Raw genomic sequence first — 18,758 nt, forward strand, 5'->3', positions numbered from 1 at the left:
AAAGTCAAGTATTTTTTAAATTCACTTTACTTAATTCGGCACAATAATCAAAAAATAAGAATTATGTAACTTTTGTTTCTACAAAATGGAAAAAACTGTCAACAAAGAGATGATAGATCTGATCTTGGAAAGTCTTTCAGGAGCCGATTTTTGTTCGAACCGGATATGATTGGAAAAAATAGTGACTGGATATAGGAATTTTTAATAGCAAATATTCTGAAAATAAAATTGACATATGGAAAGAAGTGTGCTAATCTTTAATCCATAAAAATTAAAAACAAAAAGTCGATGAGCAAAGAGAGTACATTCGGAATGAAATCACAGAGAGCTGTCGGTGGTGGAAGACAGTATGGAATTCCCTATGGAATGGGTTTGTGAGACGCCAGGTGAAAGAGATTCGAGTAGCTGCGGCCGTGATTCCTGCGTTAAAGGATAAGAGTATCGAAAGAGATTTCCGTACTCTGAAATGAGACAGATTGGTGGCAGATATTCCGATGTGGGATAGCTGCTATTTTTGTTTGAAAGTGTTGTCAGGCTGGATAGACATTTGACAACCAAGCCTACATGAGTAAGTAGGGCGATAGCCCGGATTACGAATGGAGGCGGCAACTGTGGGAGTGCCGTAGGCACGGAGCAGTTGGCTTTCGAGGAAGACTGATCTGTGAAATCGGGTGGCACCACGAACAATTTCGTCCCGGCATAGTGAAAACTATGTCCGGGACTTTTTTTATGTAACTGGAAATTCCGAGGAATTCCCTGTTACGTAAAAAGGCATTAACGTGCCAAAGATGCGCACTCGCGCGAAGATGTAGATTGTCGCAAGCGACCGCGCGAGGCGCGAGAATGTGCCAAGGCACATTCGTTTTTACTTATTTTCAACGTGCTGCTTTACCCCTTACTGATTCCCGCAAGAGGCAGTCGACAAAAACGAGGAGGAAATGATGCTTTCCTCCATCGACCGCTACACGAAAAGCGGCTGGTTTCAAAAGCGGGCGGCCGACAAAAAGGCGATGGACATGATCGAGGCATTAAAGATCAAATGCGTTGGTGTGAGCCAGCCGGCAAAGGAGCTGTCTGGCGGAAATCAGCAGAAAGTCATTTTCGCGAAGGCACTCCTTACGGAGCCGTCGATCTGGCTTTGTGATGAGCCGACTCAGGCGGTGGATGTGGCAACACGACAGGAGATCCACAGGCTTCTGAAGGAAGAGGCAAAAAAGGGCAAAGCCGTCCTTTATGTGTCATCCGATCTCACGGAACTTTTAGAGGTTGCCGATGAGGTTGCTGTCATGGCATGCGGAAGAGTACGAAAGACATTTGAGAATAAAGACCTGAAACCGACGGACGTGCTGGCGTGCTGTTATGAGGCGGGGAGGGAGGAAAACGACAGATGAGAGGAAAAGCATTAAAGAATTACGGAACGGTGGCGGCGTTAGTCATCATCATCGGAATTTTCGGACTCCTTAGACCTGCGTCGTTTTTTACACTGAAAAACTTCCTTAATATAACACGCCAGGCAGCGCCTCTCGCAATGGTGGCGCTGGGAGCGACCTTCGTTATGACCGTCAACGAGTTCGACCTTTCCATCGGAAACATCGTGAGTCTCGGCGGCGTGGTTGCGGCACTTTTATCGATCCAGGGTGTTCCGATCCCGGTCTGCTTTCTGGCCGCGGTAGTGGCCGGTCTGATCGTCGGCTGCGTGAACGGAGTGATCGTAGCAAAGTTCGGGATCCTTTCCTTTATTACAACACTTGGCATGGGAACCGTACTGGACGGCGTGATTTACGGACTTACCGGAGGCACGACTGTATTTAACGGGATTCCGAAGGCGTTTACGATCCCCGGGATCTTAAAAATCGCGGGCATCCCGTTTATCACCATCGTGGCGGCAATGCTTTATATCGTATTCCACATGTTTATGAATCATATGTCAGCCGGAAGAAAGCTTTATGCCATCGGAGGAAGTAAAGAGGCGGCAGAGACGGCAGGAATCCGGATCTTCCGTTACCGAATTCTCGCTTTTGCGCTCAGCGCGGCAATGGCAGGTCTTGCAGGCGCTCTCGTGGCATCTCGTGTAGGTTCCGCGAATACCACAGCGGGGCAGGGATATTTCTTACAGTCCTACGCGGCGGTATTTATCGGATGCACCGTCTCAAAGAGCGGTGTTCCCTGTGTGATCGGAACCTTAGTCGGAACCATCATTCTGGCGGTTCTGGCGAACGGACTTACGATCCTTCAGATGCCGAGCTTCATGCAGAACATTATCACCGGCGGGATCATCATTCTCGCAGTTGTGCTCCAAAAACTCGGCGCGGGTCATGGTTCACGGTAGGGATTTTTGGTACCGAGAATACCGTAAAATAACATTGAGAGAGCGGATTTTACCAATTTAGGATGCGAAGGATTGGCAAAATCCCCAGTACTGTGTAACGGTACAGAACGGGGAGGGAATAGATGTTAGCAGCAACCTTTGATATCGGAACGACAGCCGTCAAGGCAGTGGTCGTGAACGAAAATGGAGAGCCCGTCTCTACCGGAAGCTCCGTGATCCACACCATCGAAACGGGAAACTTCAAGGAACAGGATCCGGATGAGTGGTACGGGGCATTCTGCAGCCTGTCGAAAGAAATGCTTGAGATCATACCGGCAGCAGAGATTGGGGCCATCATCTTCTCCGGACAGATGCAGGATGTGATCTCGGTTGGGACAGAAGGAAAAGCACTCCGGAATGCGATCCTTTATTCCGACGGTCGGGCGGACGAGCAGGCACGGGTGATCATAAGAGAGGCGGCAAGGCGGAATGTAGTACCTCTTGGGGACGCGTATATCGCGGAGATCACGGGAAACCATTTTGACGGATCGATGCCGTTGGCGAAGATCTTGTGGCTGAAGGAAAATGAGCCGGATATCTATGCAAGAACCGCCTGTTTCCTGATCAGCTCAAAGGACTATATAATAGGTAGACTTACCAGTGTGTTCGCCGGAGACATGACCGCCTGCTCCACGGCGGGGGCCATGGATCTGGACAAGAAGATCTGGTCGGAGGAGCTGATTGGAGCGGCAGGAGTCGATATTAAGAAGTTCCCAAAACTTTTTTACGGCCATGAGTGTGTCGGCACGGTCACGGAGACCGGGGCGACGGAGAGTGGTTATCCGGTAGGAACAAAGGTCTATGCCGGAACCGGGGATGCGGGAGCGACGACACTTGCCAGCGGCATCTTGGCACCGGGGGAGTACAACATCAACCTCGGAACCTCCGGCTGGGTGGCAGCCGTATCCAACCAAAGGATGGAGAGTGAAGGCGGCGGATTCAATCTGGCGGCGATGCAGAAGGACCTGCTCATCAATGTAGTCCCGTTCCTAAACGGCGGAAACGTCCACCGGCTGATCGCGAAGATCCTGTCCAGGGATCCCGACGGGGCACCGGATTTCGGGTATATCTCAGAGATTCTTGAGAAAGCGGAACCCGGAAGTCACGGACTGTTCTTCCTGCCCTATGTGACAGGTGAGAGATTCCCGATCATGGACAGCAGCGTCCGGGGAAGCTTTCTGGGGTTATCTCAAGAGACCACGGCGGCAGATATGGCACAGAGTGTCCTCGAGGGAGTGGCATTTTCCATCCGTCAGGGACTGGAACTGTTCGACCATCCGGCGTCAAAGATCACGCTGATCGGAGGCGGAGCGAGGGAACGGCGATGGTGCCGGATCTTATGCAATGTCATGGGACAGAAAATCTTTGTATACAAGGATCCGGACCTTTTACCGGCACTGGCCATCGCCTCGGCGGTGTTCGTGGCGGAGGGCGTGATCCCGGATTACAAGTCCTTTATCGAGACACTGGAGAACCAGGGACACTGTGATACGGTGGAGCCGGATCTGGAAGTTTCGGAGAAGTATCACGGGATCTATCAGAAATATAAGAACATTTATCCGCTGGTAAGAGAGTTTTACAGCAGATAAAGGTCAGTCGGTAGCCATGATTTTTTTAAACCTGTGGTCTGCAAAAATAGAAAATATGGTAACGGTTAAGTAACATTTCCGCTGCTACAAAATCACGATTTCGATAACTGTCTGGCGGAGATTTGAAAAATCACTCCGGAAATATGGGTATGGACAGTTACAGACAATAAACCAGTTTACACGAGGAGGAAAAATATATGTCAAAAGGCAGATTTGGCGCGCATGGCGGTCAGTACATTCCTGAGACGCTTATGAACGCAGTACTGGAACTCGAAGAGGCATACAACCACTACAAGAATGACCCGGAATTCCAGAAAGAACTCACAATGCTTTTAAATGAATACGCGGGCAGACCGTCAAGGCTCTACTACGCGGAGCACATGACAAAGGATCTCGGCGGAGCGAAGATCTACTTAAAGAGAGAAGATTTGAATCACACCGGTGCCCACAAGATCAACAACGTGCTCGGTCAGGTGCTTCTCGCGAAGAAGATGGGAAAGACCCGTGTCATCGCTGAGACAGGCGCAGGCCAGCACGGTGTAGCGACAGCGACGGCGGCAGCGCTCTTCGGCATGGAATGCGAGATCTACATGGGCGAGGAGGACACAAAACGTCAGGCATTAAATGTTTACAAAATGCGCCTTCTCGGAGCAAAGGTGCATGCGGTGACAACCGGAACAGGAACCCTCAAAGATGCTGTTTCGGAGGCAATGAGAGAGTGGACGAACCGGATCGAGGACACCCACTATGTTCTCGGCTCCTGTATGGGACCACATCCGTTCCCGACTATCGTCCGTGACTTCCAGGCGGTTATCTCCAAGGAGATCAAGGAGCAGATGTTAGAGAAAGAGGGACGTCTTCCGGATGCAGTTCTTGCCTGTGTTGGCGGCGGATCCAATGCCATCGGCGCATTCTACAACTTTATTGAAGATAAAGACGTTCAGCTCATCGGCTGTGAGGCAGCAGGACGCGGTGTGAACACGGCAGAGACAGCGGCGACCATCGCCACAGGACGTCTCGGAATCTTCCACGGCATGAAATCTTACTTCTGCCAGGATGAGTACGGCCAAATTGCCCCGGTATATTCCATCTCTGCAGGCCTTGATTACCCGGGAATCGGACCGGAACATGCGAACCTTTACGATACCGGACGGGCCCAGTATGTGGCGATCACTGACGACGAGGCAGTCGATGCGTTCGAGTATCTCTCCAGAATCGAGGGAATCATCCCGGCGATCGAGAGCGCCCATGCCATCGCATACGCAATGAAGCTCGCACCGACGATGGGAAAGGATAAGATCATTGTTGTCAATGTTTCCGGAAGAGGAGACAAGGACTGTGCAGCAATCGCAAGATACAGAGGGGAGGATATTCATGAGTAAGATCGCAAACGCCTTCAAAGGCGGAAATGGAAAGGCATTTATCCCGTTTATCACCTGCGGTGACCCGTCCTTAGAGGTCACGGAGCAGCTTGTATACGCAATGGAGGAGGCAGGCGCAAACCTCATCGAGCTTGGTATCCCGTTCTCCGATCCGACGGCAGAGGGACCGGTGATCCAGGCGGCAAATATCCGCGCCCTGTCCGGCGGCGTGACCACCGACAAAATTTTTGCAATGGTTGAAAAAATCCGGAAAAACACACAAATTCCGATGGTTTTCATGACCTATGCGAATGTTGTCTTCTCCTACGGAACTGAGCGCTTCATCAAGAAGGCGTCTGAGCTTGGCATGGACGGACTGATCCTGCCGGATGTGCCGTATGAGGAGAAAGAAGAGTTTGATTCGGTATGCAAAAAGTATGATATGGATCTGATCTCCCTCATTGCCCCGACCTCCCATGAGAGAATCAGCATGATCGCGAAAGAGGCGTCCGGCTTTGTATACTGCGTATCCTCTCTTGGCGTTACCGGAACGAGAAGCGAGATCACAACGGATATCGGCGCGATGGCGAAGCTTGTGAAAAAGGCGAAAGATATCCCGTGCGCGGTTGGCTTCGGAATCTCCACCCCGGAGCAGGCAAAGAAGATGGCAGGTCTCTCCGACGGCGCTATCGTTGGTTCCGCGATCGTGAAGCTCTGCGGAACGTATGGAAAAGATGCGGTTCCGTATGTGAAAGAGTATGTGAAGTCCATGTGTGACGCGGTGCATGGGATCTAAGAAGCGGCTGGGAAACGCTCCGCGAGGATGCGCAGTGATTTTGATAGGAATAAGTCAGCTTCGCTGACCAGAATCACGCGCCAAGTTTCACGGTCGTTCGACTTAAATGAGAAGAATGTTGTCAAAATGGTAATTGGGAACATGCACTTCACATGCACTTTTGCGAGGTAAAGTGTTTGCGTTGTACCGTACTTTGTGCTAAAATTAAATAACGAACTGTCAATTCTGCGGTGCAGGGACTCCTTTGCACCGCAGTTGTTTGTGTTACTTGCGCAAAGATGTAGGTTGTCGCAAGCAACCGCGCGAGACGCACGAATGTGCCAAGGCACGTTCCTTTTTGAAAAGGAGAAGGATGTATGCCAGTAGGAATTATCATCAATGCCCTGTCCGTCGCCATCGGTGGTGTGGTCGGGGCTTTATTTGGGCATAAGCTGCCCACAAGGATCAATTCAGAGCTCACGAAGATCTTCGGCGTCTGCTCCATGGGAATGGGCGTGAGCTCCATCGGTCTTATGAAAAATATGCCCGCCGTTATCTTTGCGGTGATCATTGGGACCGCGTTTGGGCTGGCGGTGAATCTCGGCGGGATCATCAACAGCGGCGCGGCGTGCATGGAGAAGCCGGTCGGAAAGATCTTCCCGAATAAGAATGCGTCCATGTCCAGAGAAGAGTATATGACGATGCTCGTGACGATCATCGTGCTGTTCTGTGCCAGCGGAACAGGAATCTATGGATCTCTGGATTCCGGAATGAGCGGTGATCACACGATTCTGATCTCCAAGTCCATTCTGGACTTCTTTACTGCGATGATTTTTGGAGGAACCCTGGGAATGGTGGTCGCGGCTGTTGCAATCCCGCAGTGCGTGATCTTTCTCGCAATCTTCGCTGCGGCGAAGTTCATCTTTCCGCTTACCACACCGGATATGATCGCGGACTTCAAGGCCTGCGGTGGTTTTCTTCTTCTGGCCACAGGTTTCCGCATCGCAAAGATCCACAACTTCCCGGTCGCTGATATGATCCCCGCCATGGTGCTTGTCATGCCGGTGAGCTGGTTCTGGGGGAATGTGGTGGTGCCGATGCTGTAAGAGTACAGGCGGACGAGAAAAGCACATAATATGAAAATAAAAAATCCCTGAGTATGCAGATCAATGTGATGTGCGTATTCAGGGATTTTTGCAGTCATGCATTCGGAAGAAGCTGTCAGCGGCAGGTACTGATATTATCGGTCAATACCTGTGCGGACAATACCATAATCATAATGAGAGCCGGTTTATGCGTTCTGGTAGTGTTTGCGGGACTGCTGTCTCATCAGGCAGACCAGTGTCACGACTGTGACGCCAAAGCAGTCGATCAGCACGTCCGTAAACCGCCCTGCACGGCCAGGGACGAAGAGCTGGTGGAATTCGTCGGTGCAGGCGTAGAGGAAGACGATGGCGAGAGCGGTGAGAAGACGGCGTTTCACGTTGGAGGTCCGATACGTAAAGTGCAGTCCAAAACGGACGGTGCAGTAAAATACCAGATATTCAGTCATATGAGCGGCTTTTCGGACGGGGAAGCTCATAAGTTCGATGAGGTCGGCGTACTGCGCCGGATTTCCGTGGAAAAAGCCGAGCTTTGTGCCGAGTAAAAGAATTAAGCGGCTTACGGTGTCGCTCATCTCCGTGGACTCCGCCGCCGGCTGGGCGGAGAACCAGCAGATGGCGGCTGCGACGAAGAGCGCTGGGAGCCAGGAAAGCAGCTTTGCGGCAGTAGGATATTCTTTTTTATCATTCATATTTCCTTTTTTAGATACACTTGAATTGCCCATATCTTAAAAACTCCTAAAAATCTGTAGAAATCTATTATTTTATAATCATGAAAAATCCACTGAAGTAATCTCAAAAGATGGTCTTTTTAACTGGGGCAGTGTATTGAAAAGCAGAGGGTAGATACCGCATGCATTACAGCGAAATCTCTCCCTTCGCCCGCGCTCTCCGGTCGCGGATGGAATGGATCACCGGAACCATGAAAATTGCCACAATTCCACCTGCAAATCCATTATTATATAAATTCATGCCTCCATACACAATTCCAACATTCAAGGCGACGGAAGAGTGCAGGAATCCGGCGAGAAGTCCCATGAGAACTCCGAATTCCCCCGCAATCGGCGCCAGTGTCGTTGAGAATAAAAGTGCCAGCATCGGTGACGGGGAGTTAATGGTCCAGCGTTTTGTGAAGCTCGCGAAGAGGACGCCAAACATGATCGGGGCGATGTTCCGGATATGTTTTCCAGTGGCGGAAAATCCTACGATCGTGAAGATTCCGCCGATAGTCGGTCCGTTTAACTCGCCGCCGACGCCGAGAATAAAGACCGTTGCAAATAAACCGTTGACTGCCATATTGAGGATCGTTGCTGCGCCCCCGTTATCCCGGAGATAATCGGTTCCGCCGATTCCGGAGCAGGATAAGATCTTTCTGTAGGATTCACCGACTTCCTTTCCGCCGAAGAGGAATGCCGCAATGATCATGGCGGCAAACAGCCCGCAGAGGATCGCAAACAGCAACTGGTTATTGCCCTCGGACCAGATCAGGCGGGACTCAGTGCTGATGCCGAAGGACTTCAGCACGGAGACCACGACGGTGGCGATGATTCCGGCGGAAAATCCGACATTGTAGAGAGAGTAACCTTTGTGGGCGTAGTGAACATGCGTGGACAGCGGTGGCAGTACGAAGCCGATCATGAGTCCCACCGCGAGACTTGTGATGAGGCGGATCGCATAAGGAAGATGCGAAATGTACATGATCTGCGTGATGATCGGGGACAGGCTGGTGCCGTAAAAACCGATGTAAACGTAACGGGACAGGTGTGTTTTATGGTAGTGGGAGTAGAGGTACACACCAAACAGGATCGCCCAGATATTTAAGAGGTTCTTTCCGAACAGGGAGAAGCCGAACATCAGGCAGCTGGATGTGATCGTATGTCCGTCCATCTCCATATCAAGGAAATAGATGGTCCAGATACATAAAAGCATCAGCAGTCCGGCGTTGATAAAGGAAGTTCCGATGCCGCCGACCAGGAAGTAGTCCGTGATCAGGAAGTCCGGCTCCTTGATCAATGTCCAGAGTCCCGGAAGGATTTCCGTGATGGGCTGTAAAAACAGTCCCACGATCATGAAATAGAGTGGGATCAGGGACAGAAGGCGGAATTTCTGGAGTCTTGTGATGGGGTGGGAATTTGTCATGTACGTGTCCTTTCTAAAGATAAAATTACAAGTGAAAAACCATTGAGAATGGGCTTCGTGACAGGCTTTTGCAGTGCAGCATCCGTAAATTCTGTGCCACGGTTCGGAAAATTGGGGTATCCGACGGGCATGGCAGAATGCGCACATGGATTAGTATACCGTAAAATCGCAGGAATAGAAAGTATTTCTGTGAGAAAGAGAATTTATTGATTTCGGATATATGCTGACAGGGTTGCTTGCAGCCTCAATAAATAATAGAGATGATTATGTAATAACTCAAAACGCAATTTGAAATAAAAAAGAGATCCAGGCATAGAATGCGTTGGATCTCTTTTGCTCCACCGAAAAATGTCAGTGCGAAAAGTTTCTGAGTATCGAAATTACTGAATGAACAGTGTATTTACATCAAGCTCATTCTCAATCATGCCGGACTCATACATGAAATCGGCTGTATTCTGGAAACCTTCTTTGTCGGCGTCAGTGATCTCTGTGGAGAAGTCATAGAAACCGTACATTTCCTTTACCGCGTCAACATCAAGGTCAAGTGCTGCGGCAACAGTCTCCATGGTTGCCTCCTGGTTATCAGCCATGTAGGATGCGATCTCTTCCTGTGCAGCGTTTAATTTTTTAATGACATCCGGATGCTCATCGTAGAACTTCAGGGTCGTTGCAACTGCGATCAGTGCGCTGATCAGGCCCTCGCCGTCTGCAACAAGGTGGTAGCCCTGCTGTTCTGCGTTGTAAGCAGTTGCGCCTGCGAGCAGGGCAACGTCAACGCTGCCGCCATCAAGACCTGCCTTTGCGTCCGGGATGGTCATGTTTACATAGTTTACATCGTCAAGAGTCATGCCTGCCTGAGCAAGGTAGGAGACAAGGAGTTCATGAAGGTTGGTACCGGTTGGTCCTGCAATCGTCTTGCCTTTTAAACTCTCCGGAGTTGTCAGAGTCTCATCCTTGGAGTACATGCAGAATGCCTTCGGGGAACGGCTGTACATGTTTAATACCTTGATGTCAGCACCGTTTGCAGCGGACAGGATCACGGATGTTGCACCTACTGCGTAGAGAACCTGAACGTCGCCGGAAGCCAGAGCCTGTGTCTGGTCAGCGCCGGAAGTAAGCTCTGCGTACTCAACCGGAACGCCGAGCTCTTTTTCGAAGATTCCCTGGTCCTTTTCGATGATGGTCGGTACATTTAACGGAGATGTTACATAGGTAACTGTGAGTTTATCGATGGATGTCTCAGCGTCAGCTGTAGCCTCGGCAGAAGTTTCAGCCTCAGCGGAAGTCTCAGCGGTTGTCTCGGCAGCAGAAGCAGCCGCAGTCTCTTTGCCTGCAGATCCGGAGCAGCCTGCAAGGGAAAATGTCATGCATGCCGCGAGTCCTAATGCGATCAGTTTTTTCATTTTGTTTTGTCCTCCTCATGTAAGTTGAAAAAATAAGTGTATGATACGCCTAAGTTAATAGGCAGATATCCGAACTTAATAAAATGATGGGAATCCCTTAAATAAGGAAACCAGCTAATAAAATTTTTTTTGGGACAGCTCATAACATTATGTTTATGCTTTGAATGTAATATCTGCTGGAAATAGCGTAAGAATAATATCATAAAAATCAGAATATCTTGAATTACACATAAAATATATTTAATTTATAAAATTCAGATTCTCAATGATATCCCTCTTGAGTGCAATAAACTCCTCATTCAGCAGATTTCTTTCCCCGGATGGCGTCTTCACCGGATAAACATGCTTCACAAGCCCCTTTTCAAGCATCACGATCTGGTCACCGAGGATCAGTGCTTCATCGATGCTGTGGGTCACGAACATGATGCTGGAACGTTCCTTCTGCTGAACGCGGAGAAGTTCCCTCTGCATCTGTTCCCTCGTGAAATAGTCGAGAGCTGCGAATGGCTCATCCATCAGGATAAAGGTTGGCTCGTAGGCCAGTGCCCTGGCGATGGCCGCGCGCTGTTGCATGCCGCCGGAAAGCTGTGATGGGTATGCCTTTTCAAAGCCGGACAGGTTCACCGTGGAGACGATGTCCTGAATCTTCTCCTGATCGACCTGATTTTTCTTCAAACCGAAAATAATATTGTTCCAGACATTGAGCCATGGCATGAGCCGCGGTTCCTGGAACACAAAGGCGGTCTTGTGGGCGCCGCCCCAGAGAACCTCACCGCTGTCGGCGGATTCCAGACCGCCGGTGAGCCGCAGCAGAGTCGTTTTTCCGCAGCCGCTCTGACCTAAGATCACGGTGATCTTTCCTTCCGGGATCTCGAGATCGACGCCGTTTAAGACAGGAAACATCCGGCCGTCAACCTGATATGTTTTATGAATGTCTTTTAATCTAATTCCAGCCATTTTCACCGGCTCCTTTCAGAAAGATGCTGATGAGAAGACCGAAGATCCGGTCTGTCAGATAACCTGCGATGCCGATGGCGAAGATGCCGACGATGACCTTGTCGGTCCGGGACATCTGCTGGGCAAACAGGATCATGTGCCCCAGACCGGTGGACGCTGCGACCATCTCCGCACCGATGATAGCGCGCCAGCTGTAGCCCAGACCGATGCGCATTCCTACGAGAATGTCCGCCATGGCGTAGGGCAGCATGATGCGGAAAAATTTCTGGCGTTCCGTGTAGCCGAACATGGTTCCTACTTCCAGAAGCTTCCGGTCACAGCCCGTAAATCCCTTGACGATGTTTAAATACATCGGGAAAAAGGAGGCCAGAACGATGATGACCGTCTTTGTAGTTTCGCCGATTCCGCACCATAAAATAAGCAGCGGAATCATGCTGAGCGGCGGTACGTTCCTGAAGAACTGCACCAGGTACTCATAGTAACCTGCGGAGGCCGGAATCATCGCCCACAGCATGCCGAAGGCAAATGCCAGGATAAAGGCGATTACAAAGCCTTTTCCGACGCGCAGGAAGCTGATCCTTAAGTCACGGAAGAGTTCACCGCTTTGCAGCATTTTGCAGAAGCTCTGGAAGACCCGCCCCGGGGACGGGAGCACATAGGAACTTAAGATGTCCGCGCGGCAGACGATATACCAGACGGCGAAGACCGCCAGGATACCGATGAGCGGTGGGAAATATTTTTTAAATTTCTGATTCATCGCACTCCATCTCCTCTGTGGCAGCCCTGAACACAGTACAAAAGCTCGATCAGTCTTGCATCCTTCCATTCATTTCCGGTTACATAGGATTCGATCGCCGGGCGGCCGGACTTACTGACCACTGGAAACGGCAGGTCCTTAAAGAATCCAGGCGGGATCGGGCTTGCGTCCGGCGCGGGTTCCATTGGCTCGCCAAGTGCAGCGAGAAGGCGGTTCCATGGTACGAAATGTGTGTCTTTTAATTCCAATTTATTTCCCGTGTCGGCTAAGATCCGGCATGGAGTTGTGATGATCTTTTCACCGTCCGCGAGATCCGGACGTTCTGCCAGTTCTCTCGCACAGTGGATCAGAATCGGCTCAATATCCGCGATCTGGATCTCAGGCTGCAGGGAACGCACCAGAGATACCGCCTCCGGACATCTCGCGTCCGCAAAAGTTCCATCTGCATGTTCCAAAAGCTCCCGATACTTCCGAAGCACGATCTCGCCCCAGCTTTCCCGACAGACCACTCGCGTCAGGTCATGCTTTTCCAGCATCCTCTCCAGTGCCTCCACCGAGATCATCCTCTCCGATACTGGATTGATCCATAGATAAGTCAAAGTAAAACTCCTTTCAATTAGCTATAACTAACCAATATTATTCAGCATAGCAGATTAGTAGGGAAATGTCAATTGGGAATGGAGGTCTTTTATAGTTGAGGAGAATTTTAACTTGACAATTATAATACATAATGACATAATGACTATATAATAACATGTCAATAAATGCCAAGGAGGAAAGTGAATATGGCTCCTAAAACAATATTAAGCAATGAGGATCTTGGAAAAAAAATAAAAGTCAGGCGCAATGAACTTAGACTCACAATTGAAGAAGCGGCTTCGCGAGCGGGCGTAGGTGTAAAAACCTGGTGCCGCTATGAATCAGGAGGCTCTATTCGAAAAGATAAATGTAAAGGAATTTGTAAGGCTCTAAACTGGCGCAGTTTTCCTGACAATGCAGGCAGTGAGCCGGGGAAAAATTTGATTGAAGAATACAAGGGACATAAAGCATGGTCACAGTTTTTAGCAGATAACTATGGAGTTAAAGCAGCTGTGTCTTTTGCCGTAGGCAGTGATGTCCTGCTTGATTATATTGAACAGGATCTATCAGATCTTGCATCTATGCCTGTGGGTTCTCATATTGGTCAATTAAACACATCGTTTATTAAGATGGATCTTCCTGCACAGTTTCTGATGAGATATACGTATGATTTTCTTTATCAAATGAAATGTACACTTGTTCATTTGCGCAGAAGTTTAAGTACTGGGAGAATGGTTAAAGCACATACAGTTATGGAAGAACTCATTATTTATTTATGTAATGAGGAAGCAATGGCGTTTATGGAAGTCAGCGATGAACGGGTAGCAACAGATAGTAAAAATTTGGGCTATTCAGAGGACTGGGTTTTTGACATGTTTGATGATGAAGATATTATTACTTTTTTATATTCCAATAGTAATTTAGAGGAAGATCATCCGTATTTTTTCACGCATTGGAATGAACAGCAATTTTATATGGATAATGAATAAGAGATAGTGTAAGATTTAGGGAGATAGTATGAATAAAAATGATACAATGAAATGGGAAGACATTTATAAAGTCTGGAAATGGGAAATGTGTAAATTTCCTGTTTTATCAGCTCAAAAGTACTGTTTAAAAACAGAAATTTCTAAACCGCGATTTGGACCGTGTTACAGCTTCAACTGGATTGAAAAAGAAAGAAGGAATCTATTGAATCTGATGTAGCGGCCCTAACTTCAGGACGAATGGAAATTGAAGCAGGGTGGAGCAAAGGAACAATTAGAACGGCTGCCTTGTTATGTTCTTGTGAAAAGGAAGAAGAGTTTGCTGCTGTTTGGATTTGTGCATTTGTGCTTTCTTTGACGCGGGGAAGATCAGGCGGAGATGGGACTCATAGAAATGCATTTAACTTGGAATATGAGGCAGCTCCTGTGTTTGCGAGAAAATATGGCTATTGGCATTCAAATTCAAGAGAATTTTTCCCGGAATTTTATATTCCTATGGAATTGTTTTGGGAAGATAAAAAATTGTCAGTATCCGCTCTTGTAAAATTGGCAGCACTCAATGCAGCAGTGGTAATAGGAAATTATACTCCTGTTGAGTACAAAAGAATATAACCTGTTAAATATGAAAGCAGCTGAAGAAGGGAAAGCCAATAAAATTAAAATAGGAAGTGAATGTATGGATATTAAAAGGCATGTTTACCAGACATTACTCAAATGGAAAAATGACAATTGTCATACGACACTAGAGGTTAATGGTGCGAGGCAGGTAGGAAAGACGTATATCATTAACAAATTTGCAGATGAAAATTTTAGTCATAAAGTGTATATAAACTTATTTGAACTGAGCGGAGAACAGTTCATTTCCTGCTACCAAAAAGCATGCAATTGGCGGCCGGGAGAAGGACCGCGCCCTCAAGCTCCGCTACATGATGCATTTCGTCTGTTTGATGAAAATTTTTCAGACACAGAGGACACCGTTATTATCATAGATGAAATTCAAGAGTCAGCAGAAATTTATAACCGAATTCGTGAATTCACACGACAGTTTCGGTGTCGCTTTATTGTTACAGGCAGCTATCTTGGAAGAATCTATGAACCGGAATTTCGGTATTCAAGTGGGGATGTTACAAGTATTCAAATCTATACCTTATCATATGAAGAATTTCTGGAAGCAGCAGATACGGATCTATTTGAAAAATATAAGCTGCTTGGAAAAAAACTGGATTCAGTGACAGGGGCAGAATTAAAATCATGGTATGATATATATTGTCAAATTGGTGGTTATCCATCTGTTGTTCGTGAATACTTAAATTCAAAAAGTATAGAGCGAGCACGGAGTGAATTGATTAGAATCATTGATACCTTTATGAATGAATCAATTCGTTATTTTACAGATGTTCTTGACACTCAGGTATTTACGGATATTTTTCTTTCAATTTGCAGGATACTTGGCAGAGAAAAAAAGGGACTTGAAGAAGATAGTATCAGTGAAGAACTTCAAAAATTGGTAACAAGAGACTATTCCAGCAATATTAGCAAGGCAGTCTGCAACCGGGCAATTAGTTGGTTACGTTTTTGCGGCGTAATTGGATTTTGTGGGAAAATTATAGAAATGGACATTCTAAATTTTAAACCAGGATGCAGATGTTATTTTATGGATCTGGGATTAGCAAGTTATTATATGGCGCGAGTTGGGGCTGCACAAACAGAAATTGCAGGCATGCTGAGTGAAAACTTTGTATATATTAATTTGAAGAAGCGGCAGGATTTTCCAGAAGAAATTGCCTTTGAAATGCCAGCATTTGCGACTTTTAAGGGTGGAGAAGTAGATTTTGTGGTACAAGGTCTGAAGTCCTCCCGGAGATATGCAATAGAAGTGAAAACTGGAAAACACATTGGAAATACGGCAAAAAAAGTATTGGAATCGGGAAAAGCTGATTGTTTATTGTATTTGAAAGGTGATACGTTAGGGGGGCAGGAAGGAAAAATAGAGACCGTACCCATTTATCTTCTGGAAAAATTGAATTTTTAACTTGAAATCTTAGAAAGGCAGTGATATACTTTCAAACGTTGCTAAGCCCGCAAAAACCAAGGTCTTAAAGGGCTTTCGCCGATTCCCGGCGTAAGGTCATATACTTGCAGTATATGCCTTCCGCGGCATTCGTCAGATGTACATACGAGCATGTCCGCCTGACTCATTGCTGCGCGAAAATGAATCGAGTGTTCGTGACCTTCCACTCGTAAAACAAAACTAAAGGAGAAACTGAATATGAAAAACAACGCAACAAACAGCCCGGTACTGACACTTGTATACGGGGCGGCTATCGCGGCGATCTATGTGGTGCTGACGATGGTGTTCCTGCCGATCAGCTTTGGACCGATCCAGTTTCGGATCTCTGAGCTTCTCTGCGTACTTCCGTACTTTACCCCGGCGGCAATTCCGGGACTCTTTATCGGATGCCTGCTTGCCAACTTTCTTGGCGGCGCGGCGGCTCTCGATGTGATCTTTGGAAGTATTGCGACCCTGATCGGTGCGGTAGGTTCTTACCTACTCCGGAAAAACCGTTACCTGGTATCTGTTCCGCCGATCCTCGCGAACATGATCATTGTTCCGTGGGTGCTCCGCTTCGCATACGGTTCTGAGGACATGATCTGGTTTTCCACGATCACAGTCGGAATCGGAGAGATCCTGGCTATCGGTATTCTCGGACAGATCCTGTTATCCGTTCTGATCCGGTATCAGCATGTGATTTTTGGAAAAGCTGCAGCGTAAAATTAGTGATCCCGTATCTGTTGGATGAAAAATCCAGTAGATGCGGGATTTTTTATGGAACAGGAAATTTCGAGAAATTCCCTGTTCCATAAAAAGGCACTAACGTGCCAAAGATGCTTTATATAGAAAGTGCTGCACAGAAAAGAAAAGATCTGCGTGAATTTCGCCTCATGTTAATTTTTCCTCGAGGATAGATTTTCTTTAATTTTTGTGATATCATGTGTAAAAGACTGTGTATATTTAAACACATATTTTATACGTGCTTAAATGTATACAGTGTAAAACATTTAAAATAGAGATCAAACATCCGAAAGGAGACAACGATGTATCATATCGATTTTAATAAACCAGAACACATTCACTTTATCGGAATCGGCGGAATCAGCATGAGCGGACTGGCTGAGATCCTGCTGGAGAGAGGATTCACAGTAAGCGGCTCCGATGCCCATGAGTCCGAGCTCACCGACAAGCTCACCGCCCACGGCGCAAAGGTCGTCTACGGGCAGCGGGCGGAGAACATTACCGACGATATCGACGCTGTTGTATACACAGCAGCTGTTCACCCGGATAACCCGGAGTACGCGGCGGCAGCGGCGAAGAATCTGCCGATCCTTTCCAGAGCAGAGCTTCTCGGACAGCTCATGAAAAACTATGAGAAATCCATCGCCGTATCCGGTACCCACGGAAAGACAACAACGACCTCCATGCTGACGGAGATCCTTATGGACGAGAAGAAGAACCCGACGATCTCTGTCGGCGGAATGCTGGACTCTATCGGCGGCAACATCCGTGTCGGCGGTCCGGAGCTCTTCGTGACAGAGGCCTGTGAATATACAAACAGCTTCCTCTCCTTCTTCCCGAACATGGAGATCATATTAAATATAGAAGCAGACCATCTCGATTTCTTCAAGGATATTGAAGATATCCGCCATTCCTTCCGGAAATTTGCGGAGCTTCTACCGGCAAACGGCGTCCTGATCATCAACAGTGACATCCGTGACTATAAGGAGATCTGTGACGGACTTCCGATCAAGGTGATCACCGTCGGAAGTGATCCGGCAAAGAGCCACTACAGCGCCGCGGATGTGACCTTCAACGAGAATGCCTGCGCGACGTACACTCTCTTAGAAGACGGGAAAGCAATTGATACAATTACTCTGGGCGTTCCGGGAATTCACAATGTATACAATTCCCTGGCGTCCATCGCGGCGGCTCATGAGCTGGGAATCCGCGGTGAGGGGATCAGGAACGGACTCTTAAGATTTACGGGCACACACCGCAGATTCGAGAAAAAAGGCATGATCGGCGGCGTGACCGTCATTGATGACTACGCGCATCATCCGCAGGAGATTGCGGCGACTCTGGCAGCGGCGAAAAATTACCCGCACCGTGAGATCTGGTGCGTCTTCCAGCCGCATACATACACGAGAACCAAGGCACTGATGGAGGACTTCGCGAAGGCGTTATCCGCAGCAGACCATGTGGTTCTCGCGGACATCTATGCAGCCCGAGAGACGGACAATCTGGGAATCAGCTCTGGGACATTGGCGGAAAAGATTGCCGCGCTGGGGACGGATACCCACTATTTCCCGAGTTTCGACGCGATCGAGACATTCCTTCTTGAAAATTGTGTCAACGGCGACCTGTTGATAACTATGGGGGCCGGAGATATTGTAAAAGTGGGCGAAAAGCTCCTTGGACAGTAAGTTATCCACATTATCCACAGAGTTTTCAACAGAATCCTGTTGAATACCCTGTGGATTTTTTGATTTACATAACTGTAAATTTGAAAATGCCGGAAAGTAGGGAAAAATAAGGAAAATCGGGAATTTTTCGAGTTTTATTGATAATTATGTAACGCATTTATCCACGTTATCCACATTATCCACAATCAGCACAGTGGATAATTCCGGCTATTTCATTTTTTGTGGGGGTATGTTATGATATTTCAAGATGAGAAGAGATAAC

At 47.9% G+C, this 18,758-nt stretch carries 17 protein-coding genes; 11 read left to right on the forward strand and 6 right to left on the reverse strand.

Annotation, left to right across the window (positions count from 1 at the left end):
* Positions 1–938: 938 nt before the first annotated feature.
* From ABCW45_RS06280 to ABCW45_RS06305, 6 genes are all read left to right on the forward strand, one after another.
* Positions 939–1,391 (forward strand): ATP-binding cassette domain-containing protein, encoded by a 453-nt coding sequence (locus ABCW45_RS06280; RefSeq protein WP_343220490.1) that lies wholly within the window; start codon positions 939–941, stop codon positions 1,389–1,391.
* Positions 1,388–2,329 carry an ABC transporter permease gene (locus ABCW45_RS06285; protein WP_117483574.1) on the forward strand — a complete coding sequence of 314 codons (942 nt, stop codon included), beginning with the start codon at positions 1,388–1,390 and terminating at the stop codon, positions 2,327–2,329. Before ABCW45_RS06280 ends, ABCW45_RS06285 begins: the two co-directional genes overlap by 4 nt.
* Before the next feature lie 122 nt (positions 2,330–2,451).
* The gene (locus tag ABCW45_RS06290) at positions 2,452–3,957 is read left to right on the forward strand and encodes a xylulokinase (protein ID WP_343220491.1); all 1,506 of its coding nucleotides are present in this window, start codon (positions 2,452–2,454) and stop codon (positions 3,955–3,957) included.
* Between the two features lie 197 nt (positions 3,958–4,154).
* Positions 4,155–5,339 carry a tryptophan synthase subunit beta gene (trpB, locus tag ABCW45_RS06295; RefSeq protein ID WP_117483572.1) on the forward strand — a complete coding sequence of 395 codons (1,185 nt, stop codon included), beginning with the start codon at positions 4,155–4,157 and terminating at the stop codon, positions 5,337–5,339.
* On the forward strand, positions 5,332–6,114 hold the full coding sequence (trpA, locus tag ABCW45_RS06300; RefSeq protein ID WP_117567286.1) for a tryptophan synthase subunit alpha: 783 nt from the start codon (positions 5,332–5,334) through the stop codon (positions 6,112–6,114). The genes trpB and trpA overlap by 8 nt, the downstream gene beginning before the upstream one ends.
* A 356-nt stretch (positions 6,115–6,470) precedes the next feature.
* Positions 6,471–7,199 (forward strand): DUF554 domain-containing protein, encoded by a 729-nt coding sequence (locus tag ABCW45_RS06305; protein WP_021905098.1) that lies wholly within the window; start codon positions 6,471–6,473, stop codon positions 7,197–7,199.
* 185 nt (positions 7,200–7,384) lie between these two features.
* On the opposite strand, the gene ABCW45_RS06310 is transcribed toward ABCW45_RS06305, so the two are convergent.
* The 6 genes from ABCW45_RS06310 to ABCW45_RS06335 form a co-directional block, all read right to left on the reverse strand.
* The gene (locus ABCW45_RS06310) at positions 7,385–7,921 is read right to left on the reverse strand and encodes a VanZ family protein (RefSeq protein WP_117483570.1); all 537 of its coding nucleotides are present in this window, start codon (positions 7,919–7,921) and stop codon (positions 7,385–7,387) included.
* A 133-nt stretch (positions 7,922–8,054) separates the two neighbouring features.
* Positions 8,055–9,335: a DUF1576 domain-containing protein gene (locus ABCW45_RS06315; protein ID WP_117483569.1), complete on the reverse strand. Its 1,281-nt coding sequence runs from the start codon at positions 9,333–9,335 to the stop codon at positions 8,055–8,057.
* A gap of 380 nt (positions 9,336–9,715) precedes the next feature.
* Positions 9,716–10,738, reverse strand: coding sequence for an ABC transporter substrate-binding protein (locus ABCW45_RS06320; RefSeq protein WP_343220492.1), 1,023 nt, complete (start codon positions 10,736–10,738; stop codon positions 9,716–9,718).
* Between the two features lie 240 nt (positions 10,739–10,978).
* Positions 10,979–11,695, reverse strand: a complete 717-nt coding sequence (locus ABCW45_RS06325) for an ABC transporter ATP-binding protein (RefSeq protein ID WP_343220493.1) — start codon at positions 11,693–11,695, stop codon at positions 10,979–10,981.
* Entirely contained in the window at positions 11,682–12,452 is a 771-nt protein-coding gene (locus ABCW45_RS06330; RefSeq protein ID WP_343220494.1) for an ABC transporter permease, read from the reverse strand. The genes ABCW45_RS06325 and ABCW45_RS06330 overlap by 14 nt, the downstream gene beginning before the upstream one ends.
* Positions 12,449–13,051: a hypothetical protein gene (locus tag ABCW45_RS06335; protein WP_343220495.1), complete on the reverse strand. Its 603-nt coding sequence runs from the start codon at positions 13,049–13,051 to the stop codon at positions 12,449–12,451. The genes ABCW45_RS06330 and ABCW45_RS06335 overlap by 4 nt, the downstream gene beginning before the upstream one ends.
* Positions 13,052–13,237: 186 nt before the next feature.
* Here ABCW45_RS06335 and ABCW45_RS06340 point away from each other — a divergent pair, with 186 nt between their 5' ends.
* From ABCW45_RS06340 to murC, 5 genes are all read left to right on the forward strand, one after another.
* Positions 13,238–14,020, forward strand: a complete 783-nt coding sequence (locus ABCW45_RS06340; RefSeq protein WP_117503560.1) for a helix-turn-helix domain-containing protein — start codon at positions 13,238–13,240, stop codon at positions 14,018–14,020.
* A 237-nt stretch (positions 14,021–14,257) separates the two neighbouring features.
* Positions 14,258–14,629, forward strand: a complete 372-nt coding sequence (locus tag ABCW45_RS06345; protein ID WP_117503558.1) for a hypothetical protein — start codon at positions 14,258–14,260, stop codon at positions 14,627–14,629.
* Positions 14,610–16,049, forward strand: coding sequence for an ATP-binding protein (locus tag ABCW45_RS06350; protein WP_343220496.1), 1,440 nt, complete (start codon positions 14,610–14,612; stop codon positions 16,047–16,049). The genes ABCW45_RS06345 and ABCW45_RS06350 overlap by 20 nt, the downstream gene beginning before the upstream one ends.
* 237 nt (positions 16,050–16,286) lie before the next feature.
* A complete protein-coding gene (locus tag ABCW45_RS06355; protein ID WP_015552939.1) occupies positions 16,287–16,790 on the forward strand; it encodes a QueT transporter family protein in 504 nt (167 codons plus the stop codon).
* Positions 16,791–17,113: 323 nt separating this feature from the next.
* Complete coding sequence (gene murC / locus ABCW45_RS06360) at positions 17,114–18,496, forward strand: UDP-N-acetylmuramate--L-alanine ligase (protein ID WP_117515024.1); 1,383 nt, start codon at positions 17,114–17,116, stop codon at positions 18,494–18,496.
* The last annotated feature ends 262 nt before the right edge of the window (positions 18,497–18,758 follow it).

The organism is Pilosibacter fragilis (assembly GCF_032490495.1).
Taxonomy (GTDB): domain Bacteria; phylum Bacillota; class Clostridia; order Lachnospirales; family Lachnospiraceae; genus Pilosibacter; species Pilosibacter fragilis.